The following is a 24,134-nucleotide window of genomic DNA, read 5'->3' as shown; positions in this document are numbered from 1 at the left end:
CGCACCCTGTCGAGCCCCTAGCCGGCCAGCGCCTGGCGCAGAGTGCTGCCGCCAATGATCCGCGCCAGCTTGTCAGCGTACATCGGGTCGGTCGCGTAGCCAGCCTGCTGCAATGAACGGGCGAACTGCACGCCATCCTGCTGTCCGACCACGCCCGCGTAACGTGGCTTGCTGGCGAGCAGCCTGGCGTAGTCGCGAAACGCCTCGGCGTACGAAGCATAGGCGCGGAACGTCGCGCGCTCGGACTGCGCCACGCCATTGACGAACTCCGTCGTATCGACCTCGACGGTCGCTCCCGACCAGTTGCGCCCGGCCTTGATGCCGAAGACATTGAAACTCGGCGAACCGTCGGCATTGCGGATCTCGTGCCTTCCCCAGCCACTTTCCAGCGCCGAGTGGGCGACCAGGAAACGTGCCGGCACACCGGTGGCCGCCGCTGCTTCCTGAGCGTGCGGCCAGACGCGCTCGACGAAATCGCGCGGCGCCGATGGCGATCCGGCGGCCAGCGTCGCCGCGCTGCTGCCCGCCTTGACCCCGGGAAGCAGGCCAGCGCGCTGGCGAGCGCCAAGCAGATAGCTTGCCTCACTTGCCGGCGACAGGGAAGCCAGCGACTGCTGCAAGGCGTCGAGGGCTCCACTGCCGGCGTCGGCCTTGGCCGACTGCCCCGATTGCTGCTCGATCAAACCGGCGAGCCCCATGGGCATCTGGCTGGCCAGGTTCAACGCCATCTGCTGATCGCCAATGGCGGTAAAGAAACGGCTTTGCTGGCTATCGAGCAGGCCACTGCTGGCCGTCGCATCGCGCATGCTTTTCAGCAGCAACTGCAGGAGCATGCCCTCGAACTGCTGCGCCACCTGCTTCAGGCCTCCTTGCGGGTCCTGATTGAGCTTGGCGCGCAGATCGGCGGCGGCGGCCGGATCGACAACCAGGCGGGTGTTGGCAAGGTCGATTGATTTCATGGGCGAAAAATGGCGGTTGGTGGGCGTCTCGAACGCCGACTCAGATGATCTCGAGCTCGGCGCGCAAGGCGCCGGCCGCTTTCATGGACTGCAGGATGGAGAGCAGATCCTGTGGCCCGGCCCCGAGCGCATTGATCGCCTTGACGACCTCGGCGAGATTGACCCCGGCCTTCACCTGCATCAACGATCCGCCCCCCTGCTTGATGTCGATTTCGCTCTGCGTCGTGGTGACCGTCTGTCCGGCAGCCAGCGCGTTCGGCTGACTCACCTTCTGTTCGGTGTTGATGACCACCGAAAGGCTGCCGTGCGCGACCGCGCAGGACTCGATGGTCACCGTCTGGTTCATCACCACCGAGCCCGTACGCGGGTTGATGATCACCTTGGCAATACCTTTGCTCGGACGCACTTCCAGGCTCTCCAGTCGCCCCAGGAAGGCCACCCGGCTGTTCGCATCTTCGGGGGCGATCACCTGCACCCGCCTGCCGTCGAGCGCCTGTGCGGTCCCCGGACCGATCTCCCGGTTGATCACGTCGACCACGCGCTGGGTGGTACTGAAGTCGGTCGTGCGCATCTCGTAATGAACGAAGGGGCCCTGCCCGAGCGCGGTCGGAACCTCGCGCTCGACGGTTGCGCCACCGACCACACGCCCGGCAAGCAGGTGATTGACCGCCACCTTGCTGCCACCCGCCGACGCGCCGGCGCCGCCGACCAGCAGGTTGCCTTGGGCCTGCGCGTAGATCTGACCGTCGGCGCCCTTCAGCGGAGTCATCACCAGCGTCCCGCCGCGCAGGCTCTTGGCGTTACCCATCGACGACACGGTGATGTCGATGGCCTGCCCGATGCGGGCAAATGGCGGCAGATTGGCGGTCACCATCACCGCCGCAACGTTCTTCAGCTGCAAGGATTGCGTCGTCGGCAAAGTGGTGCCGAGCTGGGCGAGCATGTTGATGATGCTCTGGGTGGTGAAGGGCGTCTGCGTGGTCTGGTCGCCGCTGCCGTCCAGGCCAACCACCAGCCCGTAGCCAACCAACTGGTTGTTGCGCACCCCCTGCACCGAGGCAAGGTCCTTGATCCGTTCTGCGGCCACCGGAAGACTCAGCAGGGCAAGGACGAGAAAACCGGCAAGAGCGGCAAAAACCGCCGGACGACGCTGGATTTTGCCGGTTTTCCTGGCGATGATCGGGGCCACTTTCTCTTCTCCTAGAATGGCAGGACGGTAAGGAAGAATCGTGCCAGCCAACCCATCACCTGCGCTTCGCTGATCGTCCCGCTCTCCTTGTACTCGATTCGCGCATCGGCGATCTGCGACGAGGGGATGGTATTGGCGGCGTTGACGAAATACGGATTGACGATACCGGAAAGCCGGATGTATTCCTGTCCCTGACCAATGGCCACCTGCTTCTCGCCCGAAACCAGCAGATTGCCGTTCGGCAGGACTTCGATGACGGTCACCGTAATCGTCCCGGTAAACACGTTGTTGGCCGCCGCATCGCCCTTGCCGGCAGCGACATTGCTGCTGTTCGCGCTCAGCTCCATGCCCTGAAACGACTTGCCGGGCAGGCCGACGATCGGGCCGGCGGCGGCGCTGATACTGCCGGTCTTGCTGACGTTGGTGTTGGACTTGGTCGCCGCCGTGGTGTTCTCGGTGATCGTCACCGTGATCGTGTCGCCGACGTAACGCGCGCGGCGATCTTCGAACAGTGTTCGTGACGACCCGGCCTGATAGATGCTGCCGGTCGCCGCCAGATTGGCCGCCAGCGCATCGGTACGGTGCTGCGGACGCGCCGTCATCGGCTGATGGATATTGGTCGGCGGCACGGTGGTGCAGGCGGCCATCAGCAGCGCCACGGGGATCAGCAGCAGCGTCTTCTTGTCCACCCGGCCCATGCTCATCGCCCGCCTCCTACAACTGCGTCAGACGCGCCAGCATCTGATCCGAGGTCGACACCACTTTCGAGTTCAGTTCGTAGGCCCGCTGGGTCTGGATCATCAGTACCAGTTCCTGCGCGACATTGACGTTGGACGCCTCGACGTAGTTCTGCACCACCACCCCCGAGCCGTTGTTTCCCGGGGTATTGGGCGTTGGCGTCCCGCTCGACGCGGTCTCCAGGTAGAGGTTGTCGCCAACGCTCTGCAGCCCGCCATTGTTGATGAAAGTGGCCACCTGTATGGTGCCGATCTGCACCGTCGCCGGAGTCCCCGGCTGGGTGATGCTGACCACACCATCGGTGCCGATGGTCAGGGTCAGGGCGTTCTCGGGGATGGTGATCGCCGGCTGCAGCGGATAGCCGCTGGTGGTGACGATCTGCCCCTGATTGTCCTTCTGAAAGGAACCGTCGCGCGTATAGGCCGTTGTCCCGTCGGGCAGCAGGACCTGGAAGAAGCCCGCCCCGTCGATGGCCATGTCCAGACTGTTTCCGGTTTGCTGCAGAGCGCCCTGGGTGAAGATTCGCCCCGTCGAGACGGGCGTCACGCCGAGACCGATCTGCAGACCATCCGGGATCTGCGTCGTCTGCGACGACTGCGCCCCCGGCTGACGCAACGTCTGGTAGAGCAGGTCGGCAAAAATTCCGCGCGCCTGCTTGAAACCATTGGTGCTGACGTTGGCCAGGTTGTTGGCGATGACGTCAATCTGCACCTGTTGGGCATTGAGGCCGGTACTGGCGGTCCACAGCGAACGGATCATGCTTGTCCTATCAGCGGTTCATGGAGAGAAGCTGGCTGGCCGTCCGCGCATTGGCGTCGGCCGTCTGCAACATCTTGATCTGCATCTCGAACTGGCGAGCGAGACTGATCATCCTGACCATCGCGTCAACCGAGTTGACGTTGCTTCCCTCGAGTGCCTCCGGCGCCAGCTTGACGTTTTCGTCGGCCAGAGCATCGATGCCGTTGCGCGTCCGGAAGAGTCCGTCGTCGCCGCGCACCAGATCGCTTTCCGGCGGATTGACCAGCTTGATCCGGCCGACCACGTTGACCCCGTTGATGGCCCCGGCACCCACACGCGGAATGCTCGACACCGTCCCGTCGGTGGCGATGGCGATGTTGTTGTCGGGCGGCAGCGAGATCGCTCCGCCTTCGCCCGCGACATTGAAGCCGCTGGTCGTTTGCAGCACGCCGTTGGCGTCGGTCCTGAGATTGCCGGCACGGGTGTAGGCCTCACGACCGTCGGCAGCCTGCACGGCGATCCAGCCATTACCGTCTACCGCGACATCGAGCGGCCGACCGGTGACCGTGATCGGCCCCTGCTCGAAGGCGTCGGCCACCGAGGCGTCGGCGGCAAAGGCCCTGGTCGGGGCCCCTTCGCCGAGCACCGGCACGGCGCGAAAGCGATGCTCCATTGCCCGATAGCCGATGGTCGTTGCATTGGCCAGGTTCTGGGCGACGCCCGCCTGCTGCAGGAAGACCTGCTTGGCCCCGCTCATCGCAGTGTAGATCAGGCGATCCATGGCGCTTTCGCAATCCGTCGCTCAGCGTCGGCCATCAGCGCAGATTGACCAGCGTCTGCATGATCTGATCCTGGGTCTTGATGGTTTGCGCATTCGCCTGGTAGTTGCGCTGCGCAGTGATCATCTCGACCAGGGCCTTGGTCAGATCGACGTTCGAATCCTCGACTGCCGCCGCCTGGATGACCGCGCGACTGCCCGACCCCGGCGTTCCGATCAGCTCCGGCCCGGAAATCGAGGTCAGGCTCCACTGGTTGTTGCCCAGGCTCAGGAGCCCGTTGGGATTGGCAAAGCTGGCCAGCACCACCTGCCCCATGCTGCGCGTCTGGCCATTGCTGTAGCGCCCCTGGACGATGCCATCGGCGTTGACCCCCACGCCGACCAGGCTGCCCGACGTGAAGCCTCCCTGCGTCAGGCGGTCGACGTTCGAGCCGTTGCCGTACTGGGTGGTGCCGGTGAAATCCATATCCCCCGGTGACCACGGCGATACGGCACCGGTGGTCAGCGCCCACGACGGCAGCGTATGCACCGCCGACGCCGGCTCGAGGGCACCGGAAGTACTGAAGATCAGGTTTCCGCCCGGGACGACTTGCGGGTCCGCGCCGTCGAGCGTGGCGTGCACGGTCCACTGCCCCGGATCCCCCGCTGCCGCCGGCGTATTGAGCACGTAGAAGGTGGTCAGGTTGTGCACCACGCCGAGGGTGTCGAAAACGGTCAGCGGGGTCGAGAAATTGTAGGTTTCGGGGTCGGTGAAATCGAACGGCGTGACCGCCGGAACCGAGTCGCGGGAGTCGAGATTGAGCACCGCGCGCAGCTCGCCGGCGAGCGGGTCGCTGGTCGCCCGCGGGGCGATCTGGCCCGCTGAAATCTGCAGCTCGACGGGGTTGGAAGGCGTGATCGCACCGCTGGCGGCGACCGGATAACCGGTCAGGCGAAGGCGCAGATCGTTGATCATATAGCCTTCATTGTCGATGTGAAACTGGCCATTACGGGTATAGCTGATCGCCCCTTCCTGGCTCATGCGGAAGAAACCGCCGCCGTTGAGCGCGAGGTCGAGTGGATTGTTGGTGGTCGTCAGATTGCCCTGGGTAAACTGCTGCTGAACCGCCCCGACGCCGACGCCGATACCGATCTTGGCGCCGGTGCCAAAGCCGAGGGAAGCGGCGTACACGTCCGCAAAGTTCGTGCCGCCGCTCTTGAAGCCCACGGTGCTGGCGTTGGCGATGTTGTTGCCGATCACGTCGAGCGACGACGACGCCGCGTTCAGACCGCTCAAACCTTGTTGAAAACTCATTCCTGCCCCCTACACCTAGAGAATTTGCTGAACCTTGTCGAAAGCGACCCGCCCCAGCGCACCCAGGTCGAGCTGATAACCACCCTGCCCTCTAACCAAAGCATTTACCGTGCCAATCTGTAGAGCCTCGGCGGCCACCGTTTCATTGCCGCGCACGGCGTTCACCGCGAAGCGGTAACGGCCGGCTGGCGCCTGCGTACCCTGCGCCGTCATGCCGTCCCAGACGAAGGCGAAGCTGCCGGCGTCGCGGGCGCCGAGGCGCTCGCTCTGGATGACGTTGTCGCCGGCGCCAAGAATCGTCAGCGTCACGTCGTCGGCCGGCCCGGCGAGATTGACCCCGCCGCGCGCCTGACCGTCGACCAGCGCCAGCCCGGACCCCCCGACCAGAACGCTCTTGCCGATCAGCGCGGCGGCCTGCACGGCCTGCCCGTCGTTGTAGGTACCGAGCAGGGTCTCGAGGGTCGCGTTCAGCCTTTCGATGCCGGTCACCGTGTTGATCTGCGAAATCTGGGTGGTTACCGCCGCGTTGTCGAGCGGGTTGAGCGGGTCCTGGTTCTTCAACTGCGTCACCAGCAGCTTGAGAAAACGATTCTGGACGTCCTCGCTCGTCGACACGAGTCCGCTGCTGCCGGTCCTGGCCTGGGTGTTGAGCGAAGCCAGGATGTCACTGCTAGAAGTGCTCGATTGCACGGTGGCCATTTCTTTTCTCTCCGGAGCCGCGTCGCGACTACTGGCCAAGCGCCAGCGTCTTGAGCAGCAGTTGTTTGGCGGTGTTCATGACCTCGACGTTGGTCTGATAGGAACGCGAGGCGGAAATCATGTTGGTCATCTCGTCAACGACGCTGACGTTGGGCATGGTCACGTAGCCGCGCTCGTCGGCGGCGGGATTGCGCGGGTCATAGAGCAGGCGGCCGGGAGTGCTGTCCTCGACCACCTGCGTGACCCGTACGCCCTGTGCCGCCGCACTGCCCATCGGCGTCGCCGCGAACACCACCTGCTTGGCGCGATAGGGCTTGCCGTCGGACCCGACCACGCTGTCGGCGTTGGCCAGATTGCTGGCGACCACGTTGAGGCGCATCGCCTGTGCGGTCAGCGCGCTACCGGCCACCTTGAAGGTATTGAAAATGCTCATTCCTATTGTCCCTGGATCGCCGAGCGCAGGGTATTGATGCGACCGGAAAGAAAAGTCAGGCCCGCCTCGTAGAAAAACGCATTCTCGGCAAACTGCGCGCGCTCGACGTCCATGTCGACGGTATTGCCGTCGGCACTGGCCTGCGTCGGCTGGCGATAGAGCAGGCGCAAGGGATCGGCGGCTTCTCTGCCCTGCGCATGGCGCGGCGAAGTGGTCGCCAGGGGCAGGCTGGCCTGACCACGGCCGCTGACCGCCTGCTGCAGGGTGGTCGCGAAATCGAAGTCCCGCGCCAGATAGTGCGGCGTATCGGCGTTGGCGATATTGCCGGCGAGCACCTGCTGCCGTTCGCTGCGCAGGGTCAATGCCTGCAGCTGGAACGAGAGCGCCCCCTGGATCTTGCTGACCATCACCGTGTCACTCCCTTCGCTGTTCTCACGAACAGTCGACAAGCAATAGCCGTGCCAATTGCCTCGCGACCAGCGGACGGCAGGATCGCCTTCGCGCCGGCGCAGCGGCCAAGCGGCATTTGCCGGATCGTCGGCAAATTTTGCCGCCCGCACCGGCAGGCACGCGCAGCCGGCCCGCTTCGCGAGCCGCCCGGAATCAGGCAGAATGGCGGCATGCCTAACTCTGACCGCGTCAAGCATTCCGCCAGCCTGGCGAAACTGCTGCTCGTTGTTGTCGCTGCGGCAAGCAGCGGCGTCGCCGCGCAGACCTCACTGGGCGCGGCTGTGGACAACTACCTGCGCGTCCAGACGCAGGGCCTGCCGGGAAAGGTGACCTACAGCGTCGGTCGTCTCGACCAGCACGCGCAGGAGGCGTCGTGCAGTGCTTACGAGCCCTTCCTGCCGCAAGGCAGTCGACTCTGGGGAAGGACCACTGTCGGCGTACGCTGCCTGGCCCCCGAGGTATGGACGATCTACGTGCCGGTGCAGATCAGCATCGCCGGAAGCTACCTGGTCACCGCGCGGCAGCTCAATCGCGGCCAGGTGATCAGCGCCGGGGACGTTTTCGCGCAGAGCGGCGACCTCGGCTCGCTGCCGGCCAGCGTCGTCACCGACCTGGCACAGGCGATCGGAAAAAACGGTCAAGAACGGCGTCGCGGCTGGCCAGCCCCTGCGCAACGACCTGCTCACCGCCCCCTGGGCGGTGCAGCAGGGACAAAGCGTCAAGTTGCAGTCGACCGGCGCCGGCTTCTCCGTGAGCAACGAGGGAAAGGCCCTCAACAACGCCAGCGACGGCCAGATCGCCCAGGTGCGCACCGCCTCCGGGCAGGTGGTCAGCGGTGTTGCCCGTCCCGGCGGCGTCGTTGAAGTGACCTATTGAGCTATCTGCAGGATGTTGCTGAAAATAATGTTAAAGTTTTGTCGTTCTGCGCCGATAGATGAATTGAGAACAACCGCTCAAGGGGCAACACCGTGAAGATCGACAGCACCAGCACGACGGCCAGCACCACGGTCAGCAATGACACCCGTAATCGCGGCAGCGTCAGCAAAGCGACCAGCAGCGCGGCAGCCGAAGTCCATCTCAGTGAATTGGCGACGCATCTGCATTCGTCCGGGGACGCCCCGGCCTTCGATGCCACGCGTGTTGCCGAAATCAAGCAGGCCATCGCCGAGGGCCGGTTCACGATCAACGCCGAAGCCGTTGCCGACCGCCTGATCGAGTCGGCCAGCGAACTGATCAGTTCGCAACGGCAAGGCTGACCAGCGCCAGGCCAATGGCTGAAAGCCCCGTGCCAGCCGAGCTTGCACAGACCGTAGACAGCGAGATCGCCGCAGCGCAATGCTTTCTCGCCTTCCTCGAGCGCGAGCAGCAGATGCTGGTCAAGGGTGAAGTGGACGACCTGCTCGATCTGGTGCGCCAGAAGAACAAGGTCGCTGCCGAACTGGCAACGCTCGCCGCGAGACGCAGTCGTCTGCTTGCCGCCAGCGGCGTAGCCAGCGATGGCGCCGGCATTGCTGCCTGGTTTGCCGCGCACCCCGAGGAAACAGGTACCCGTGACGCCTGGTCGTCGTTGCTCGCCGTCGCCACGCAGGCACGCGAACTGAATCGGGTGAACGGCGAACTGATCCAGGAACGCCTGCAGAGCAATGCGCAGGCACTCGAAGCGCTCCTCGGAAGCAACGCCGCGGCCGGCAATCTGTATGGTCCGGACGGACAAAGCGCGCCGCCCAGCACCCGGCGCATCAGCGACAGTGCCTGAAAGCCGCGAACCTGCCTAGCGCGCAGGCAGCGGCGGCACCCGCGCGCTTGCTGCTGCCGCTGGCGCCGGATCGGCGGCGGCCTCGCCGGCCTCGCCCTGCCCCTGTAGATTGACCTCGGTACCTTTTTCGGGAATCGCCGAGTCGATCAGAATCGATACCCGACGATTGCGTGCCCGCCCGTCCGCCAGTGCATTCGGCTCGACCGGACGCGTATCGGCGTAGCCAATCGCCGTCAGGCGTGGCGGCGCAATTCCGGCGGCCGCGAACAAACGTAGAACGGTGGTCGCGCGCACTGCCGAAAGCTCCCAGTTCGAAGGGAACTGCGCGTTGCTGATCGGCACATCGTCGGTGTGTCCCTCGATGGTAATCGGGAAATCGGTTCCGACCAGCACCGCGGCCACGGCCTCCATGGCTCGGGCCAAAGGCGGCTGAATCAGGGCCTGGCCTGGCGAGAACAGGATGCTGTCGTTGATTTCTATGGTCACTCCGCGACTCGTTTCAAGGACCCGCACCTTCCCCTGTTCGACCAGTGGCGCCATCACCTCGAGGATGTCCTTGGCAATACTGCGCATGCTCTCGCGCTGCTTCTGGCGGACCGCCTCCTGCGTCTTGCTGGCCAGATTGGGCTTGCTCACCGGCGCCGGTGTCGGCAGGATCGCCGCCAGCTGGCCGACGCTGTTGACCGGCACATTGCGAAAGGCGCTGACCATCGAATCGCTGAGGATTCGGTACTTGCCCTCGTTCACCGACGAGAGTGCGTACATCACGACGAAGAAAGCAAAGAGAAGGGTAATGAAATCGGCGTACGAAACGAGCCAGCGCTCGTGGTTCTCGTGCTCTTCGACGTGCTTTCGACGGGCCATCGATCAGAAGATGTAGCCGCGCAGGCGGCTTTCGATGATGCGGGGATTGTCGCCATTGGCGATGCAGACGAGGCCGTCGACGATCATTTCGCGCTGGGTGAGCAGGCGATTGATGTGCGCCTTCAACTTGTTGGCCATCGGCAGATAGACCAGATTGGCCAGGCCAACGCCATAGATCGTCGCCACGAAGGCGACGGCGATGCCGGCGCCCAGCTTCGACGGGTCGGAGAGATTCTCCATCACGTGAATCAAGCCCATCACCGCGCCGAGGATGCCGATGGTCGGCGAATAGCCTCCCGCCGCCTCCCAGATTCTTGCCGAGAGCTTCATTTCCTGTTCGAAGGTGCTGATCTCCACTTCCATGACCTCGCGCAGGCGCTCCGGCTCGGCGCCATCGACGAGCAGCTGCAGTCCCTTGCGCGTAAACTCGTCCGGCAGTTCGTTGACCACCGCATCGAGGGCCAGCAGACCTTCGCGCCGGGAGATCTGGCTCCAGCTCGAAATCTGCTCGATCAATTTCTGCGGATCCGAAACGGGCGGCCGAAAGACCCATTTCGCCATGCGTATGCCGCGCATGAATGTCGCGTACGGACTCTGCAGCATGACCGCGCCCAGCGTACCGCCAACGACGATCAGCAGCGCCGTCGGCTGCGACAGGGAACCCACGTGACCCCCCTCGAGAATCTGCCCACCGACGATCGCCAGCACGCCGATCAGCAAGCCGAGTACGCTGGTCCTATCCATTCTTTCTGGCTCTCTTCCGCTTCGTGGCTGCAGCTCCCGCCAGGCGAGTGCGCAGCCTCATCACCGCCTGGCTGTGCAGCTGGCAGACGCGTGATTCGCTGACCCCCATCACTTCCCCGATTTCGCGCAGATTGAGATCCTGTTCGTAGTAGAGAGCCATCATCAGCTTTTCACGCTCGGGCAGGTCGGCAATGGCTTGCACCAGGGCCTGACGGACACCTTCCTCCTCGAAAAGCTGCGCCGGATCGCTGCTCTCTTCAACCCGATGTCGCTCCAGAAAGTCCTCGCCATCCTCGCTGACGAGGTCTTCGAGATAGACCAGCTGGTGTCCGCGAGCGTCCTGCAACATCGTCTGATAATCGGCCAGCGTCATTCCCAGCGAGTCGGCAAGCTCCTTTTCGCTTGGCGCACGTCCCGTCTCCTGTTCCAGCTGCGTGATGGCCGCCTCGATGAGACGACAGCTGCGGCGCAGGCTGCGCGGCAACCAGTCGTTCTCGCGCAGGCTGTCGAGCATCGCGCCACGTACCCGCTGCGCCGCATAGGCTTCGAACTGCGCTCCCACGCCGGCCTCGAAACGGCCAATCGCGTCGAGCAGACCGAGCATGCCGTTCTGCACCAGGTCGTCGAGCAGAACGCTGGCCGGCAGGCGCGCGACCAGATGGCAAGCGATGCGCTTGACCATTGGCGCGAAGCGCTGGACCAGCTGCTCCTTGTTGATCTGACCAGCAGCGTTATACATGCATTCCGGGAGGGCGCTATCAGGCGTAGATAGCTGTGGGGTCTAGACGTTGGCTCAAGTGTAGCAGTTGTTGCACGAAATGTTCGAGGCCGCGGACATCGACGTCGCCGTTCGGCCAGTTGAGCAGAGCACTGGCCAGGCTTTGATAGGCCCGCGCCGAGGGGGCATCCGGAAACAGCCCGGCGACCGGCTGGCAAAGCCTCGAAGCCTGCCGCAGAGACTCGTCGAGCGGTACGTGACCGGCATAGTCGAGGCGGGCAAGCTGGCGGCTGTGGGCGACCTCGGCGATGTTGTCGTACACCGCCTGCGCGTCGCTCGCTGCCCGCGCCTTGCTCACCAGGATGCGAAAGTTCTTGCGCGAGTAACCCAGGCTGACTTTCTTGATCAGCGCATAGGCGTCGGTGATCGCAGCGCCATTCGGCGAGACGACGATCACCGTATCGTGCGCCGCAAGGCCAAGTGGCGAGAAACCGAGCGGATGGTCAAGCGAGGCATCGACGAGAACGACGTCGGCAGGCCGGCCGATGTGGCCAAGGCTGTCGACCAGGATGCGCTGTTCGGCAGCGCTCAGGCTGGCGAGCCGTTTGACCACCTTGGCGGCGGGCAGAACGCGCACTCCTGGCGCCACCGAAAGGATTACCTCGGCGAGCGACTTTTCCCGATGCACGACCTGCTGCAGATCGTGCCGCACCGGGACGCCGTAGTAAGCTGCAACGCTGTCGTCCGTATTCTCATCGACGACCAGGACTTCCTTGCCCTGGCGCGCCAGGCAAGCCGCCAGATTGGCCACCGCAATGCTCTTGCCAACGCCGACGCCACCCGCGGCAAAGGTGACGATGCGCAGCCGCGGGCGGCTGAAGAGGCGCCGCAGCCCGGCCGCCTGGTCGCCGCGAAGATTAACCACGCTGCGTTCCTCCGGCAGAGACGATGCTGGCTGCATTGGCCGCGTTGGCCGCCGCACTGGCCATCATCAGCCCGGGCTCGAGGCCGGCCAGACGGTGTGGCGAGGTCTCCGGCAGGTCCCGGAACGCACGGTGCACCAGATAAGGGCGATTGGGCAGGTGCAGGTCTTCCGGCACTCGCTGCCCGTTCGAGACGTAGTACAGGCGCAGGCGATGACGGATGATGACATCGAGCGACGACGCCAGACTCGCCGCTTCGTCGACCTTCGTGAGGATGCAACCGGCGAGATTCTGCAGGCCGTTGTACGCCCTGATCACGTCATCGAGCGTATCCCCACGGCTGGTCGCCGAGAGCAGCAACAGCGACTTGACGTCGTTGTCACCGAACATCGCCACCTGCTCGCTGACCAGGCGATCGCGCTGGCTCATGCCCATGGTATCGATGAGCACCATGTGCGTGTGCTGCAGATCCTGCAGCGTCGCGCGCAGGTCAGCGGCGTCCCTGGCGAGATGAACCGACACGCCGAGAATCCGCCCATAGATGCGCAGCTGTTCGTGCGCGCCGATCCGATAGCCGTCGGTGGTCACCAGCGCCAGCTTCCTGGCGCCATGACGGAGGACGCAACGGGCGGCGAGTTTGGCGGTCGTGGTCGTCTTGCCGACACCGGTCGGCCCGACCAGCGCATAGATGCCGCCACGGTCGACGATGTCGCTCTCACTGTCGGTGGTCAACAGGCCACGATCGGCTCCCCCCTTTACCCACCCCAGCGCCTGCCCGGCGTCGAGGTCGCGCGGCAGATCGACAAGCAGGTCGCGGGCGAACTGCGGCGAAAAGCCGGCGTCGAGCAGCTGGCGGAGGACTTCGGTCTTCACCGGCTCGGCGCGCGCCGACTCGCCCCAGGCCAGACCGGCCAGGTGCTGCTCGACGATTTTCCGCAACGAGCGAATCTCGTCCATGACCGCCGCCGGAACGACTTCGGCCGCCGTCGGCGGTGTATTCTGCGGCGCCGGTCGCGGCAGATCGAGCTGCGGCTTGGCGCGCACCGTCAATGGCGGCGACGGACGCAGCGGCGGCTGGCCGGCGCGCGCCCTCTCCACCGCCCTCTCCGGCGCTCGCCGGGCGGGCGCTGCCGGCATCGGTGCGGCGGGCGCCGGGCGCCCAACAGCCGCTTCGGACGACGGACCCGGGGCAGCGTCCCGGCGCCGTGGCGCTGGCTCGCGCTCTGCCGTCGGAACGATCATCTCCATGTCACGGGCGGCAACCGCCATGATCTCGACGCCTCCGGGAATTCCACGATTGGAGAGAATGATCGCGTCCGGCCCGAGGGTCTCCTTGACCTTGCGCAAAGCGTCACGCGCGGTCGCGGCGATGAATTTCCTGACGTTCATACCCTGCCTCCAATAATCGAGGTGACTCTGATGATTCTGTTTTCAGGCACTTCGCCGTGCGCCAGCACCTTCAGCTGCGGGATGCTCCGCCGGAGAAAGCGGGACAGGAGCGTACGAAGATTTCCCGGGACCAGCAGAACGGTCGGCAATCCCACCTCTTCCTGCCGCTGCGCCGCAGCGACCGCCTCGCGCAGCAGCGTATCGGCCAGACCCGGTTCGATACTGGCGCCGTCGCCGCCACCGGCAACCGCCTGGAGAAGAATCCGCTCGAGCTGGGGATCGAGCGACATGACCTGCATTTCAGCGCCGCCCGGGAACAGCTCCTGGGCAATCGAACGACCCAGGGCGATACGCACCTGCGCGGTGAGCACCTCGGCGTCCTGCGAGCGTGGCGCGACTTCGGCCAGGGTTTCGATGATCGTGCGCATGTCGCGCAGAGACACGCCCTCTTCGAGCAGGTTGCGCAAGACCTTCTGGAAGACACCGATGGTCAGCAGCTTGGGCACCACGTCCTCGACCAGCTTGGGCATTTCCTTGGCCAGGTGATCGAGCAGCGCCTGCGTTTCCTGGCGCCCGAGAAGCTCGGCGGCGTGCGACAGAATCAGCTGATTGAGATGCGTCGCGGTGACCGTGCTGGCATCGACGACGGTGTATCCGTAGGCCTGCGCCTGCTCCCGCAAGGCAGGCTCGATCCACACCGCCGGCAGGCCGTAGGCGGGATCCTTGGTCGCCGTTCCCGGCACCTGGCCAGCGACGCGACCGGGATTGATGGCCAGAAGATTCCCGGGAAACGCTTCTCCAGCGCCAATCTCGACGCCCTTGAGCAGGATCTTGTAGGCATTCGGTTTCAGTTCCAGGTTGTCGCGTATGTGCACCGGGGAAACGAGGAAGCCCACTTCCTGAGCGAATTTCTTGCGAATGCCACGGATACGACGCAGCAATTCGCCGTCCTGTGACTTGTCGACCAGCGGAATCAGGCGATAGCCGACCTCCAGGCCAAGAATGTCGAGCGCCGTGACATCGGCCCAACTCGCCTCCTGAGCTTCCCTTGCGGGTAGCGGTGCAGCAGCGACCGGCAGTGGTGCGACGGCACGCTCGCCCCTCTCCAGGCGCCAGCCGATGGCTGCCAGAATGACGGCCAGCAGCAGAAAAACGAAGTTCGGCATACCCGGGATCAGGCCCAGCAAACCGATGATTCCGGCGGTCAGGAAAATCAGCCTGGGATTCGTGAACAGCTGCGCGATGAACTGCTGCGAAACGTCCTGGCCGTCACCGACGCGGGTCACCACCATGCCCGCGGCAATGGAGATGATCAGCGCCGGGATCTGCGCCACCAGACCGTCGCCGATGGTCAGCAAGGTATAGGTCTTGGCCGCCGCCGCGATGTCCATGTCGTGCTGCAGGACGCCGACGAAGAGCCCGCCGACGACGTTGATCAACATGATCAGGATGCCGGCCACGGCGTCGCCGCGAACGAACTTCGAGGCACCGTCCATGGACCCGAAGAAGTCCGCTTCTTCGGCGATCGTTGCGCGTCGCTTGCGCGCCTCGTCCTCGCCGATCAGTCCGGCATTGAGGTCGGCATCGATGGCCATCTGCTTGCCGGGCATGGCGTCCAGCGTGAAGCGTGCCGCCACTTCGGCGACGCGACCGGCGCCCTTGGTGATGACCACGAAGTTGATGATCACCAGAATCGTGAACACCACCAGGCCGACGGCGTAGTTGCCGCCGACCAGGAAATGCCCGAAGGCTTCGATGACCTGTCCGGCGGCCCCTGGCCCGGTATGCCCTTCGAGCAGCACGACGCGTGTCGAGGCGACGTTGAGTGACAGACGCAGGAGGGTGGTGACCAGCAGCACGGTCGGGAAGACGGAGAAGTCCAGCGGTTTCATCACGCTCATGGCAACGAGCATGACGATCACCGAAATGGCGATATTGAAGGTGAAAAAGAGATCCAGCGCAAAAGGCGGCAGTGGCAAGACCATCATCGCCAGAATCGCCAGGATCAGCAGCGGACCCGCCAGCTGCCGTTGCGCGAAACGGGCAAAGAGATCCTGCACCGCGATGACCCCGGCGTTAGCCATGCAGGGCCTCCGGGACGAGTTCGGCCGGGACGACGATTTCCTGCGGCGGCAGCGGGTAGACGCCACCCTCCGCGCGCCAGCTGCTCAGCTGATAGACGTAGGCCAGCACCTCGGCGACGGCCGCATAAAGGGCGGCGGGAATCTCCTCGTCGAGTTCGGCGTGACGATAAAGCGCCCGCGCCAGGGGCGCAGCCTCGACCATCGGCACCGCGTTCTCGACGCCTATCGCGCGGATTTTGAGCGCCACCTCGCCCATTCCCTTGGCCAGCAGTTTCGGCGCCCGCATGCCGGCCTTGTAGGCCAGCGCCACCGCGAAGTGACTCGGGTTGGTGACGATCACGTCGGCGGCAGGCACAGCCGACATCATTCGCTTGCGGGCGGCCTCGCGCTGCAGCTGGCGAATTCGGCTCTTGACTTCAGGGTTGCCTTCCAGTTCCTTGCCTTCCTTCTTGACCTCCTGACGAGTCATCTTGAGCTTGTCGTGGTACTGCCAGATCTGGAAGGGAACGTCGACGGCGACGATCAACAGCATGGCCGAAACGATGGCCAGAAAACTGAAGCTGAGCAGGTGTCCGGCGCTGGCCAGGGAGACCTCGATCGATTGCGCGAACATGGCCAGCAGCTGGCCACTCTCGCTCCACAGGACGAGCACGGCAACGCCGCCGACCAGCGACGACTTGACCACCGCCTTGACCAGCTCGACCAGGCCGTTCCATGACAGCACGCGGCCCAGGCCCTTGAGCAGATTGAGGCGGCTGAGGTCGGGTTGCAGCGCCTTCGGCGAGAAGTTCCAGCTGCCGAGAAAAAACGGCGACAGCAGCGCGGCGACGATCAGCGCCGCGAACATCGGCGCGAAGGACAACAAGGCGTCGAGCGAGATATCCGCCAGGCGAACCAGCATCAGCGTCGGCTCGGTGGCCAGACCGTGGTCGAGCACCAGACCGCGGCGGAAAAAACCGGCAACACGCTCGACCATCCACGGCCCCATCAGCCAGAAGCCCGCCGCGCCGACCATCAGGACGAGGAAGGTGCCGATCTCGCGCGAGCGCGGAACCTGCCCCTCCTCACGCGCCTGCTCAAGGCGCCGTGCCGATGCCGCTTCGGTTTTTTCGAGGTCGCTTTCCTCTGCCATATCGAGTTCCCAGTGTACTCGTGGCTATTATAGGAAAAAACATTAATAAATAAAGAGGTATGAGGTTTTATTTAGACCGATTCTCGGATAGTAGCGCGCCTGCAACAATTGTTGCGGACGCGCAAAAAAAACTGGGGGGCCGTAGCCCCCCGAAAAAATGCCTGCTGGTACAGCTTTTTATGCGAGAAATTCGAGCGCCCTGGTCGGTGCGCCACGCGCATCGCGGTCGTTATGGGCCGACAGATCGCTGAGTAGCTCCTTCATGTCCAGGATCAACACGATCTGCCCGTTCGACAGTGTCGTCACGCCGGCCACTCCGCGCGGACGGAAATCGTCGAGCGCCTTGATCACCGCATCGTCACGGCCGGCAAAATTGTCGACCGCCAGAATGAAGCTGCGCTCTGCCGTCTGCATCAGCACCCCGTACTCCGGGCGCGCAAGCTGCGGCCAGCCGAGCAGGCGTGACAGCGCGATCACCGGCAGGATCTCGCCGCGGACGACAAGCGTTTCCTTGCCGCCCACTTCCTGCATTCTCTCGTGGTCGATGGGGAGAATCTCCCTGACCATGGATAGCGGCAGGGCGAACGGTTGATCACCGAGCAGGACCAGGAGCACCGGCAGAATGGCCAGGGTCAGGGGCAGCGAGATGCTGAACACCGACCCCTTGCCAAGCTCGGAGCGAATCTCGATCGAGCCGTTGAGTTTCTGGATGTTGGTCTTGACCACGTCCATTCCGACGCCCCGGCCCGATACCGCCGAAGCCTGCGCCATGGTCGAAAAGCCGGGCAGAAAGATCAGGTTCAGGCTCTGCCGATCGTCCAGCGTATTGGCTTCTTCTTCGCCGATGATGTTCTTTTCGATCGCCTTGGCGCGGATTTTCTCCGGGCTCATGCCGCGTCCGTCGTCGGCAATGATCAGCACGATGTGATCGCCCTCCTGGCGCGCTTCGAGGCGAACGACGCTCTTCACCGGCTTGCCGGCGGCCTGCCGCTGCTCGGCCGTCTCGACGCCGTGATCGACGGCGTTGCGAATCAGGTGGACCAGCGGATCGGCCAGGTCCTCGATCATCGTCTTGTCGACTTCGGTCTCTTCACCGACCAGTTCCAGCTCGACATCCTTGCCCAGCTGCCGTGCCAGGTCACGGGCAATGCGCGGGTATTTCTGGAACAGGCGGCCAATCGGCTGCATGCGCGTCTTCATCACCGAGTTCTGCAAATCGGAGACCAGCAGATCGAGCTGACTGACCGCCTGGTCGAGCGCCTGCAGCGTATCGGCATCGGTTCTGCCGGCGATGATGTCGGCGCGCAGGCTGGTCAGCCGGTTCTTGGTCAGGCCGATTTCTCCCGACAGGTTGAGTACCTGGTCGAGGCGCGCGGTATCGACACGAATGGTGGTCTCGCGAACGGCGGCCCTTTCGTCGGCCCGCCGGCCGGCCGGGGCAGCACTGGCGATCGCGCCTGGCCTGTCTGCCGCGCGGCGGCCTTGCGGCGGAAAGTGTGGCTGCAGCCTGGCGGCGTCCACGGCGTTCGCTGGCGGCGGCACCGACGGTACCGACCGCACTGGCGCCGCGGCGGCGGCTGGCGGCGGCGTGGCAAGCGACGCGCCAGGCGGCGTCACGGCAAGGGGCAGATCCTGCGGGCCGACCAAAACCTCGTAGAGCAGCTGCCAGTCGGGGCCCGCCGGCGCTTCCCGGGCGGGAACGGGCGCCGCAGGCGCAACCGGCGCGGCGACCTTCCCTGCCAGTGCGGCGCGCAGACTGCCGCTGACTGCCGCCGGCACCGGGTCGGGTTGCCTTCCCTGGGCGATCTCGCCAAACATGTTGCGAACCCCCTGTGTCGCGGCCATGATCGTATCCAGCAGCTCAGGGGTCAGCGTCTGCTCGCCGTTTCTCAACTTGTCGAAAAGGTTCTCGGTCAAGTGGCATAGCTTTACCAGCTCGCCGGCGTTGAGAAAACCGGCGCCGCCCTTGATGGTGTGAAAGCCGCGGAATATGTCGTTCAGCAAACGGCTGTCGCCGGGAGTCCTTTCAAGATCGACGAGCTTGTTGTCCACATCCGACAGCAGGTCACCGGCTTCCTGCAGGAAGTCCTGCAACAGATCTTCCATCCCGGCGAAATCACTCATCTCGTGTCTCCTAGAAGCCCAGGCTGCCGAGCAGATCGTCGACCTGTTGCTGCGTGGCCACCACGTCACTTCGCCCTTCGGCGTTGATCACCGGTCCGTTGAGCATACTCATCACCGATTCGGTGCGTCGCTCGCCAGGCATGGCTTCGATCAACACGCCCACCAGTTGCGCTTCCAGCTCCTGCGCCACGGCAATGGTCTTCTTGATCACCTGTCCGGTCAGATCCTGGAAGTCCTGCGCCATCATGATTTCCAGCAACTGCGCCCTGGTCGCTTCGGTTTTCTGCGGCAAACCCTGCTTCAGGAAGGCACGCGTTTCTTCGGCCAGCTGCTTGAACGCATCGACACTCATCTGGTTGGCATACAGCGCGTCCCACTTCGCGGCCAGGGCTGCCGAACTCGCCTCGAGTTGCTCCTGCAGAGGATTGGCGATATCGGTCGCGTTCAATACCCGACAGGCCGCCTTTTCGGTAAGCGTGGCGACGTAGTTGAGACGCTCCCTGGTGTCGGGGATGGCGGCGGCGGCGCTACCGAGGAGTTCGTGATAGCCGAGTTCGCCGAGCGTATCGTGCAGCTGCCTGGCCATCTGGCCAACGCGGCGAAAGACCTTGTCGTTACCGCCGCTCGCCTGGTCGTCGTCCGCCGTCGGCTCGCCGGCCGCCGGAGCTTGCGCAGCGACGACCGCGTCGAACAAGGCCTGCAAGTCGTCGCTATCGTCTTCCTCGCCTTCGACCTCGCGCAGTTGCTGCAGCAGCGACCCTTTGGCAGCCGCTGCGTCAGTCGGGACGGCTCCCGAAGCGATGCTGTCGAACAGCGCTTCGAGTTCTCTCGAGTCCCCCGAACCATTGGAGTCGGTCATCTCAGCCACCCATCTTGTCAAAAATCTTCTGCAACTTCTCGGCCAGTGTTGCGGCGGTGAAGGGCTTGACGATGTAGCCGCTGGCCCCCGCTTGTGCCGCGGCGATGATGTTTTCCTTCTTCGCTTCGGCGGTGATCATCATCACCGGCAAGTGCTTCAGCGTCGGTGAGCTGCGAATCGCCTGCAGCAGTTGCAGGCCGTCCATGTTCGGCATGTTCCAGTCGGTCACGACAAACTCGACGCCACCGCTTTGCAGCTTCTGCAGTGCGATCGCGCCATCCTCGGCCTCGTCGACGTTGGAGAAGCCCAGTTCCTTGAGAAGATTTCTGACGATTCGCCGCATCGTCGAAAAATCGTCCACCACCAGAATTCTCATTTTTGGGTCAGCCATTCTCTACTCCTGATTCTTCTTCTAACGTTCGAGCAAGGGGCGCAGGGTGTCGGCAAGGATTTCAGCGTCGAACTTGGCCACGTAGGCGTCGACGCCCACCGCCTTGCCCATTGCATGATTGGCCTGCGACGACAGCGACGAGTGCATCACGACCGGGATGCCCGCGAAGCGTTCATCGCCCTTGATGTTCTTGGTCAGCACGTAACCGTCCATCTCGGGCATTTCGGCATCGACCAGGATCAGGCGAATCTCGTCGCGCACGGCGGTGCCGATCTGGCTGGCGTGCGCGGCAATGGCCTGCAAACGGCTCCACGCTTCGGCACCGTTGGTGGCGTGCTTGTGCTTGACGCCCAGCCGGTCGAGGACCTCGACGATCTTGCGCCGGGCGACAATCGAATCGTCGGCGAAGAATATTCCCACATCGTCGCCGACATTGGCGCGCCGGATATCGACGATCAGCGCCTCGCCAAAGGCGTTGGCGAGGATCTGCTCGACGTCGAGAATCGACACCAGCTTGCCATCGTCGAGTTCGGTGATCGCCGTGATCAATCCCTGGTTGGTCGACAGGACGCTTTCCGGTGCCTTCACTTTCTCCCAGTCGACGCGGATGATGCGATCGACCTCGTGCACCAGGAAGCCAAGGGTGCGCTTCGAATACTCGGCGACCATCATCGTCCTGCCGTGCTCCGGCGATTGCTCCCTGGGTTCGAGGAAGGAAATCAGGGATAGCACCGGAATGACATTGCCACGCAGGGAAATCAGCCCCTCGACGCCGCGTGGCATGTTCGGGGTCCGGGTGATGTGCGGGGTTCGCCCGACTTCGCGGACCTTGAAGACGTTGATGCCGAAGGTCTCGCGCGTCCCCAGGGAGAAGAGGAGGATCTCCATCTTGTTGGAACCGGCGACCAGCGTCCTCGCGTCCACCCCCTCGAGGTGGCCCTTTCTTTCTGCCAAATCCATCATCTATGATCGCTCCAGAGGTCGCCTGACGAGGTCCACTACGCGGTCAACTGCAGCGCCGGGAGGTCGCCCAGCAACCTGCGCGCCAGCGTCTCCGAGAGGCGCTGCGGTTCGAACTTGGGCACGTATTCATCGACGCCGACCGACCTGCCGAGTTGCTGGTTGGACATCCCCGACAATGAAGAATGCATGATCACCGGCACGCCCGCGAAGCGTGCGTCGGACTTGATCTTCTTGGTCAGAATGTAGCCGTCCATCTCGGGCATCTCGATATCGGTCAACACCAGACTGATCAGCTCGCTCACTTTCTGACCGGCCGTCTGCGCCGACCTGGCCACTTTCTCGAGTTCGTCCCAGGCTTCGCGACCATTGATCGCGGCCACGTACTTGACACCCATCGCCTGCAGCGTGCGCTCGATCTGCCTGCGCGCCACCGCTGAATCGTCGGCAAAAAAGACCGTCAATTGCGGATTGTCGAGCGGCTTGATATTGCGATAGACGCTCTCGTCGTCGTAGCGGGTGGTTTCGGAAAGAATCTTCTCGACGTCCATGAGCATCACCAGGCGACCGTCGGACAACTCGGTGACCGCGGTCACCAGGCCACCGAGTTCGGCGAGCAGCATCGCCGGCGGTACGCGCATCTGACCCCAGTCGAGACGAAGAATGGTATCCACCGCCTCGACGAGAAATCCCTGCGTATGGCCTGCATATTCGGTGACGATCATGATCGAGCGCGGCGTCTGCGTATCCACCCGCGCGTAGCGGGCCAGATCGACCACCGGCACCAGTGCCCCGCGCAGGCTGACCATTCCCTCGACCGCTGCCGGCATGTCCGGTGCCGCCGTAATCGGCGGCGTACGCATCACCTCGCGGACCTTGAAGACATTGATGCCGAAGGTTTCCCGGCGCCCGGTACGCGCGTCCGTCCCGAGCGAGAACAACAGGATCTCCAGCTTGTTGGTCCCGGCCAGCTTGGTGCGCGCATCGATGTTCTTCAGCAGATCCGACATGGTTCTCTTCCCTCGCGTGACGACGGACACAAGCCCGGCCACAAACATCTTAAATCAATCGCCGCCGCCTCGTCATGCGCGGCCAGGGGCCAGCGGCAGCCGCCTGCCAACTCAGACCTCGGTCTTGTAGCCGATGCGGAACCCGCCCCAATGTCGGCCCTTGACGTAGATCGGCGCCGAGATGTCGTGCATTACTTCACCCGTGTCGCGACGATAGGTTTGCAGCAGGAAGGCTTGCTCGTGCGCCCCGCAGCGCTTGCCCACCGGATCGTCGAACAGGCGCTTGCTGCGGCTATTCACGAAATCGATCTTTTCGTTGCCGGTCAATGGCTGCGAGAATTTCCGGTTGTGGGTCGGCACGTAGGCGTTGCGGTCGATGCAGATCGCGTACACCGCCGACTTGCACTGCTCGAGCAGGGCCTCCTGCACGGCAGGCAGGTTCTGATCGGTAAAGTCGTCGAAGCGCGTCTTGAACTTCTGCGGCCGCGTGTTGGCAATCGGCTGGTAGCGGTCGTCGAAAAGATCGTCGATCTTGATCTTTCCCGCATCGACCGCCCTGTCGAAGACCCGGGCAACGCCGAGCGCCGCCTGCCTGACGATGGCCGGCATTCTGGCGTGCGTGGCCAAGGCCTCGTCGCCGGCCGGGCCGAGCCTGAAGACGTTGCTGATTTCGCGCAGATTCTCGGCCAGACATTCGACATGATCGACGGCGACCAGCGTCTCGGCGGCGACCGCGTTGTTGGCGTCGGCCATGTCCTTGATCCGCCGTACATGGTCGGCGATGCTCTGCCCGGTACGACTCTGCTGAGCCACGGCGGCGGCAATCGAATCCACCTTCTCCATCGTTGCCCGGGCGCCGCTGTTGATGCTCTCCAGCGACTGCGCCGCCTGCTGCGCCAGCTCGGCGCCATTGCGCGCCTGCCCGCTACCGGCTTCGATGCTCGCGATCGCACTCTGCGTCTCGCCCTGAATCGCCGCAATCATCTGGCTGATTTCGCCAGTGGCTTTCGATGTTCGTTCGGCGAGCTTGCGCACCTCGTCGGCGACGACCGCGAATCCACGTCCCTGATCACCCGCGCGAGCCGCCTCGATCGCCGCATTGAGCGCCAGCAGATTGGTCTGGTCGGCGATCTCGCGAATCGTCTGAACAATGCCGCTGATCGCCTTCGAACGCTCACCGAGTGCGCAAACGACCCGCGCCGACTCGGTGACCGAAGCGGCGATCTGCTCCATTTCGGCCGAAGCGCGGTGTACGATCCTCATTCCTTCGCTCGACAGGCGGCTCGAAGTCTCCGAAATCTCGGCCGTTTCGCTCGCGCTCCGACTGACCTGGCTCATGTTCTCGGTCAGCTCGCCCATCGCGCCGGTGGTCGCCAGGGCCGCGTCACGTTGCTGGTTGGAACCCGACGCCACACGATTGGCGTCGCCCATCAGCTGCTTGGAAGCGCTGACCACTTCGACCGAATTGAACAGGACCTTGCCGACGATGGTCGCAAAGCTGCCGATCAGGCGATTGAAGTCCTCGGCGACGCCGGCGATTTCATCCCGGCCCTCGACCGCTGCGCGTCGGGTCAGGTCGCCGTCGCCATACATCCCGGCGATCACCGCACGCAGTGCGTTCAGGCGGCCGACCAGACTCTTCTCGAGGAGCACGCCGAGCAGCGCCGTGAACACGGCGAGCACTCCGAAAGTCGCCAGCCACGCGTTCACGTCGCCACCGAGAACAGCGTTCGCCAACCAGGCTGCCAGGGCTGCCGCCGCCACCTGAAGCAGCATCACGGCGCGAATCTTCCACGCAACTCCACCCATATCTTGCTCCTCCTGGTTATTGGCGATCGTCTCGCTATTACGGTACCTACGACACAACTTGCGCGTTCTTTAGCCGGCCAGGCGAAAAACCTC

25 protein-coding genes and 1 pseudogene are annotated in these 24,134 nt (G+C 64.1%); 4 read left to right on the top strand and 22 right to left on the bottom strand.

What is annotated here, in order from left to right; all coding sequences use genetic code 11:
• Window positions 1–17: 17 nt before the first annotated feature.
• From flgJ to flgB, 9 genes are all read right to left on the bottom strand, one after another.
• Window positions 18–959, bottom strand: coding sequence for a flagellar assembly peptidoglycan hydrolase FlgJ (gene flgJ / locus QZ613_RS16260; RefSeq protein ID WP_291983209.1), 942 nt, complete (start codon window positions 957–959; stop codon window positions 18–20).
• Between the two features lie 40 nt (window positions 960–999).
• A complete protein-coding gene (locus QZ613_RS16255; RefSeq protein WP_291867015.1) occupies window positions 1,000–2,061 on the bottom strand; it encodes a flagellar basal body P-ring protein FlgI in 1,062 nt (353 codons plus the stop codon).
• A 98-nt stretch (window positions 2,062–2,159) separates the two neighbouring features.
• Window positions 2,160–2,852 carry a flagellar basal body L-ring protein FlgH gene (locus QZ613_RS16250; protein WP_291866975.1) on the bottom strand — a complete coding sequence of 231 codons (693 nt, stop codon included), beginning with the start codon at window positions 2,850–2,852 and terminating at the stop codon, window positions 2,160–2,162.
• Window positions 2,853–2,862: 10 nt separating this feature from the next.
• Window positions 2,863–3,645 (bottom strand): flagellar basal-body rod protein FlgG, encoded by a 783-nt coding sequence (flgG, locus tag QZ613_RS16245; RefSeq protein WP_043565056.1) that lies wholly within the window; start codon window positions 3,643–3,645, stop codon window positions 2,863–2,865.
• A 10-nt stretch (window positions 3,646–3,655) separates the two neighbouring features.
• Window positions 3,656–4,405, bottom strand: a complete 750-nt coding sequence (locus tag QZ613_RS16240; protein ID WP_043565055.1) for a flagellar basal body rod protein FlgF — start codon at window positions 4,403–4,405, stop codon at window positions 3,656–3,658.
• A 34-nt stretch (window positions 4,406–4,439) separates the two neighbouring features.
• On the bottom strand, window positions 4,440–5,696 hold the full coding sequence (gene flgE, locus QZ613_RS16235; RefSeq protein WP_291983207.1) for a flagellar hook protein FlgE: 1,257 nt from the start codon (window positions 5,694–5,696) through the stop codon (window positions 4,440–4,442).
• Between the two features lie 15 nt (window positions 5,697–5,711).
• Entirely contained in the window at window positions 5,712–6,395 is a 684-nt protein-coding gene (locus QZ613_RS16230; RefSeq protein WP_043565053.1) for a flagellar hook assembly protein FlgD, read from the bottom strand.
• Window positions 6,396–6,423: 28 nt separating this feature from the next.
• Window positions 6,424–6,828: a flagellar basal body rod protein FlgC gene (flgC, locus tag QZ613_RS16225; RefSeq protein ID WP_043565052.1), complete on the bottom strand. Its 405-nt coding sequence runs from the start codon at window positions 6,826–6,828 to the stop codon at window positions 6,424–6,426.
• A 2-nt stretch (window positions 6,829–6,830) separates the two neighbouring features.
• The gene (flgB, locus tag QZ613_RS16220; RefSeq protein WP_324593269.1) at window positions 6,831–7,277 is read right to left on the bottom strand and encodes a flagellar basal body rod protein FlgB; all 447 of its coding nucleotides are present in this window, start codon (window positions 7,275–7,277) and stop codon (window positions 6,831–6,833) included.
• A 171-nt stretch (window positions 7,278–7,448) separates the two neighbouring features.
• On the opposite strand from flgB, the pseudogene QZ613_RS16215 reads away from it, so the two are divergent.
• From QZ613_RS16215 to QZ613_RS16200, 4 genes and pseudogenes are all read left to right on the top strand, one after another.
• Window positions 7,449–7,853, top strand: a pseudogene (locus QZ613_RS16215) (flagellar basal body P-ring formation protein FlgA); the annotation flags it as partial.
• Between the two features lie 91 nt (window positions 7,854–7,944).
• Window positions 7,945–8,154, top strand: a complete 210-nt coding sequence (gene flgA, locus QZ613_RS16210) for a flagellar basal body P-ring formation chaperone FlgA (protein WP_366144474.1) — start codon at window positions 7,945–7,947, stop codon at window positions 8,152–8,154.
• 92 nt (window positions 8,155–8,246) lie between these two features.
• Window positions 8,247–8,534, top strand: a complete 288-nt coding sequence (flgM, locus tag QZ613_RS16205) for a flagellar biosynthesis anti-sigma factor FlgM (RefSeq protein ID WP_043565048.1) — start codon at window positions 8,247–8,249, stop codon at window positions 8,532–8,534.
• A 14-nt stretch (window positions 8,535–8,548) separates the two neighbouring features.
• Window positions 8,549–9,034: a flagella synthesis protein FlgN gene (locus tag QZ613_RS16200; RefSeq protein ID WP_291866987.1), complete on the top strand. Its 486-nt coding sequence runs from the start codon at window positions 8,549–8,551 to the stop codon at window positions 9,032–9,034.
• 15 nt (window positions 9,035–9,049) lie between these two features.
• Here the strand turns inward: QZ613_RS16200 and motD are convergent, their stop codons facing one another.
• The 13 genes from motD to QZ613_RS16135 all read right to left on the bottom strand — a co-directional run bounded on the left by motD (window position 9,050) and on the right by QZ613_RS16135 (window position 24,041).
• Window positions 9,050–9,898 (bottom strand): flagellar motor protein MotD, encoded by an 849-nt coding sequence (gene motD, locus QZ613_RS16195; RefSeq protein WP_043565046.1) that lies wholly within the window; start codon window positions 9,896–9,898, stop codon window positions 9,050–9,052.
• A gap of 3 nt (window positions 9,899–9,901) precedes the next feature.
• Window positions 9,902–10,642, bottom strand: a complete 741-nt coding sequence (locus QZ613_RS16190) for a flagellar motor protein (RefSeq protein ID WP_043565044.1) — start codon at window positions 10,640–10,642, stop codon at window positions 9,902–9,904.
• The gene (locus tag QZ613_RS16185; protein WP_291866990.1) at window positions 10,635–11,381 is read right to left on the bottom strand and encodes an RNA polymerase sigma factor FliA; all 747 of its coding nucleotides are present in this window, start codon (window positions 11,379–11,381) and stop codon (window positions 10,635–10,637) included. Before QZ613_RS16185 ends, QZ613_RS16190 begins: the two co-directional genes overlap by 8 nt.
• A 19-nt stretch (window positions 11,382–11,400) precedes the next feature.
• Entirely contained in the window at window positions 11,401–12,285 is an 885-nt protein-coding gene (locus QZ613_RS16180; RefSeq protein ID WP_043565041.1) for an AAA family ATPase, read from the bottom strand.
• The gene (gene flhF / locus QZ613_RS16175; RefSeq protein ID WP_291866992.1) at window positions 12,278–13,672 is read right to left on the bottom strand and encodes a flagellar biosynthesis protein FlhF; all 1,395 of its coding nucleotides are present in this window, start codon (window positions 13,670–13,672) and stop codon (window positions 12,278–12,280) included. Before flhF ends, QZ613_RS16180 begins: the two co-directional genes overlap by 8 nt.
• Window positions 13,669–15,756: a flagellar biosynthesis protein FlhA gene (gene flhA, locus QZ613_RS16170; RefSeq protein WP_291866994.1), complete on the bottom strand. Its 2,088-nt coding sequence runs from the start codon at window positions 15,754–15,756 to the stop codon at window positions 13,669–13,671. The genes flhF and flhA overlap by 4 nt, the downstream gene beginning before the upstream one ends.
• A complete protein-coding gene (flhB, locus tag QZ613_RS16165) occupies window positions 15,749–16,888 on the bottom strand; it encodes a flagellar biosynthesis protein FlhB (protein ID WP_043570871.1) in 1,140 nt (379 codons plus the stop codon). Before flhB ends, flhA begins: the two co-directional genes overlap by 8 nt.
• A 177-nt stretch (window positions 16,889–17,065) precedes the next feature.
• Complete coding sequence (locus tag QZ613_RS16160; protein WP_291983205.1) at window positions 17,066–19,012, bottom strand: chemotaxis protein CheA; 1,947 nt, start codon at window positions 19,010–19,012, stop codon at window positions 17,066–17,068.
• Window positions 19,013–19,022: 10 nt separating this feature from the next.
• The gene (gene cheZ / locus QZ613_RS16155) at window positions 19,023–19,871 is read right to left on the bottom strand and encodes a protein phosphatase CheZ (protein WP_291983202.1); all 849 of its coding nucleotides are present in this window, start codon (window positions 19,869–19,871) and stop codon (window positions 19,023–19,025) included.
• A 1-nt stretch (window position 19,872) separates the two neighbouring features.
• Window positions 19,873–20,262 carry a chemotaxis response regulator CheY gene (cheY, locus tag QZ613_RS16150; RefSeq protein ID WP_043567283.1) on the bottom strand — a complete coding sequence of 130 codons (390 nt, stop codon included), beginning with the start codon at window positions 20,260–20,262 and terminating at the stop codon, window positions 19,873–19,875.
• A gap of 21 nt (window positions 20,263–20,283) precedes the next feature.
• A complete protein-coding gene (locus QZ613_RS16145; RefSeq protein ID WP_043567380.1) occupies window positions 20,284–21,222 on the bottom strand; it encodes a chemotaxis protein in 939 nt (312 codons plus the stop codon).
• A gap of 38 nt (window positions 21,223–21,260) precedes the next feature.
• Window positions 21,261–22,232 carry a chemotaxis protein gene (locus QZ613_RS16140; RefSeq protein WP_291983200.1) on the bottom strand — a complete coding sequence of 324 codons (972 nt, stop codon included), beginning with the start codon at window positions 22,230–22,232 and terminating at the stop codon, window positions 21,261–21,263.
• Between the two features lie 111 nt (window positions 22,233–22,343).
• Window positions 22,344–24,041 carry a methyl-accepting chemotaxis protein gene (locus QZ613_RS16135; protein ID WP_291900903.1) on the bottom strand — a complete coding sequence of 566 codons (1,698 nt, stop codon included), beginning with the start codon at window positions 24,039–24,041 and terminating at the stop codon, window positions 22,344–22,346.
• Window positions 24,042–24,134: the final 93 nt, after the last annotated feature.

It is taken from the genome of Candidatus Accumulibacter sp. ACC005 (assembly GCF_907163215.1).
In the GTDB taxonomy this organism is placed as follows: domain Bacteria; phylum Pseudomonadota; class Gammaproteobacteria; order Burkholderiales; family Rhodocyclaceae; genus Accumulibacter; species Accumulibacter regalis.
This window is presented reverse-complemented; position numbering and strand designations above follow the sequence as displayed.

Coding starts and splice junctions, on each gene's coding strand:
- QZ613_RS16190 (WP_043565044.1), bottom strand. CDS start 10,642: ATGGATAGGACCAGCGTACTCGGCTTGCTGATCGGCGTGCTGGCGATC.
- QZ613_RS16140 (WP_291983200.1), bottom strand. CDS start 22,232: ATGTCGGATCTGCTGAAGAACATCGATGCGCGCACCAAGCTGGCCGGG.
- QZ613_RS16160 (WP_291983205.1), bottom strand. CDS start 19,012: ATGAGTGATTTCGCCGGGATGGAAGATCTGTTGCAGGACTTCCTGCAG.
- cheY (WP_043567283.1), bottom strand. CDS start 20,262: ATGGCTGACCCAAAAATGAGAATTCTGGTGGTGGACGATTTTTCGACG.
- QZ613_RS16145 (WP_043567380.1), bottom strand. CDS start 21,222: ATGGATTTGGCAGAAAGAAAGGGCCACCTCGAGGGGGTGGACGCGAGG.
- motD (WP_043565046.1), bottom strand. CDS start 9,898: ATGGCCCGTCGAAAGCACGTCGAAGAGCACGAGAACCACGAGCGCTGG.
- flgG (WP_043565056.1), bottom strand. CDS start 3,645: ATGATCCGTTCGCTGTGGACCGCCAGTACCGGCCTCAATGCCCAACAG.
- QZ613_RS16135 (WP_291900903.1), bottom strand. CDS start 24,041: ATGGGTGGAGTTGCGTGGAAGATTCGCGCCGTGATGCTGCTTCAGGTG.
- QZ613_RS16240 (WP_043565055.1), bottom strand. CDS start 4,405: ATGGATCGCCTGATCTACACTGCGATGAGCGGGGCCAAGCAGGTCTTC.
- QZ613_RS16230 (WP_043565053.1), bottom strand. CDS start 6,395: ATGGCCACCGTGCAATCGAGCACTTCTAGCAGTGACATCCTGGCTTCG.
- flhF (WP_291866992.1), bottom strand. CDS start 13,672: ATGAACGTCAGGAAATTCATCGCCGCGACCGCGCGTGACGCTTTGCGC.
- flgJ (WP_291983209.1), bottom strand. CDS start 959: ATGAAATCAATCGACCTTGCCAACACCCGCCTGGTTGTCGATCCGGCC.
- QZ613_RS16250 (WP_291866975.1), bottom strand. CDS start 2,852: ATGAGCATGGGCCGGGTGGACAAGAAGACGCTGCTGCTGATCCCCGTG.
- cheZ (WP_291983202.1), bottom strand. CDS start 19,871: ATGACCGACTCCAATGGTTCGGGGGACTCGAGAGAACTCGAAGCGCTG.
- QZ613_RS16185 (WP_291866990.1), bottom strand. CDS start 11,381: ATGTATAACGCTGCTGGTCAGATCAACAAGGAGCAGCTGGTCCAGCGC.
- QZ613_RS16200 (WP_291866987.1), top strand. CDS start 8,549: ATGGCTGAAAGCCCCGTGCCAGCCGAGCTTGCACAGACCGTAGACAGC.
- flhA (WP_291866994.1), bottom strand. CDS start 15,756: ATGGCTAACGCCGGGGTCATCGCGGTGCAGGATCTCTTTGCCCGTTTC.
- flhB (WP_043570871.1), bottom strand. CDS start 16,888: ATGGCAGAGGAAAGCGACCTCGAAAAAACCGAAGCGGCATCGGCACGG.
- flgE (WP_291983207.1), bottom strand. CDS start 5,696: ATGAGTTTTCAACAAGGTTTGAGCGGTCTGAACGCGGCGTCGTCGTCG.
- flgC (WP_043565052.1), bottom strand. CDS start 6,828: ATGAGCATTTTCAATACCTTCAAGGTGGCCGGTAGCGCGCTGACCGCA.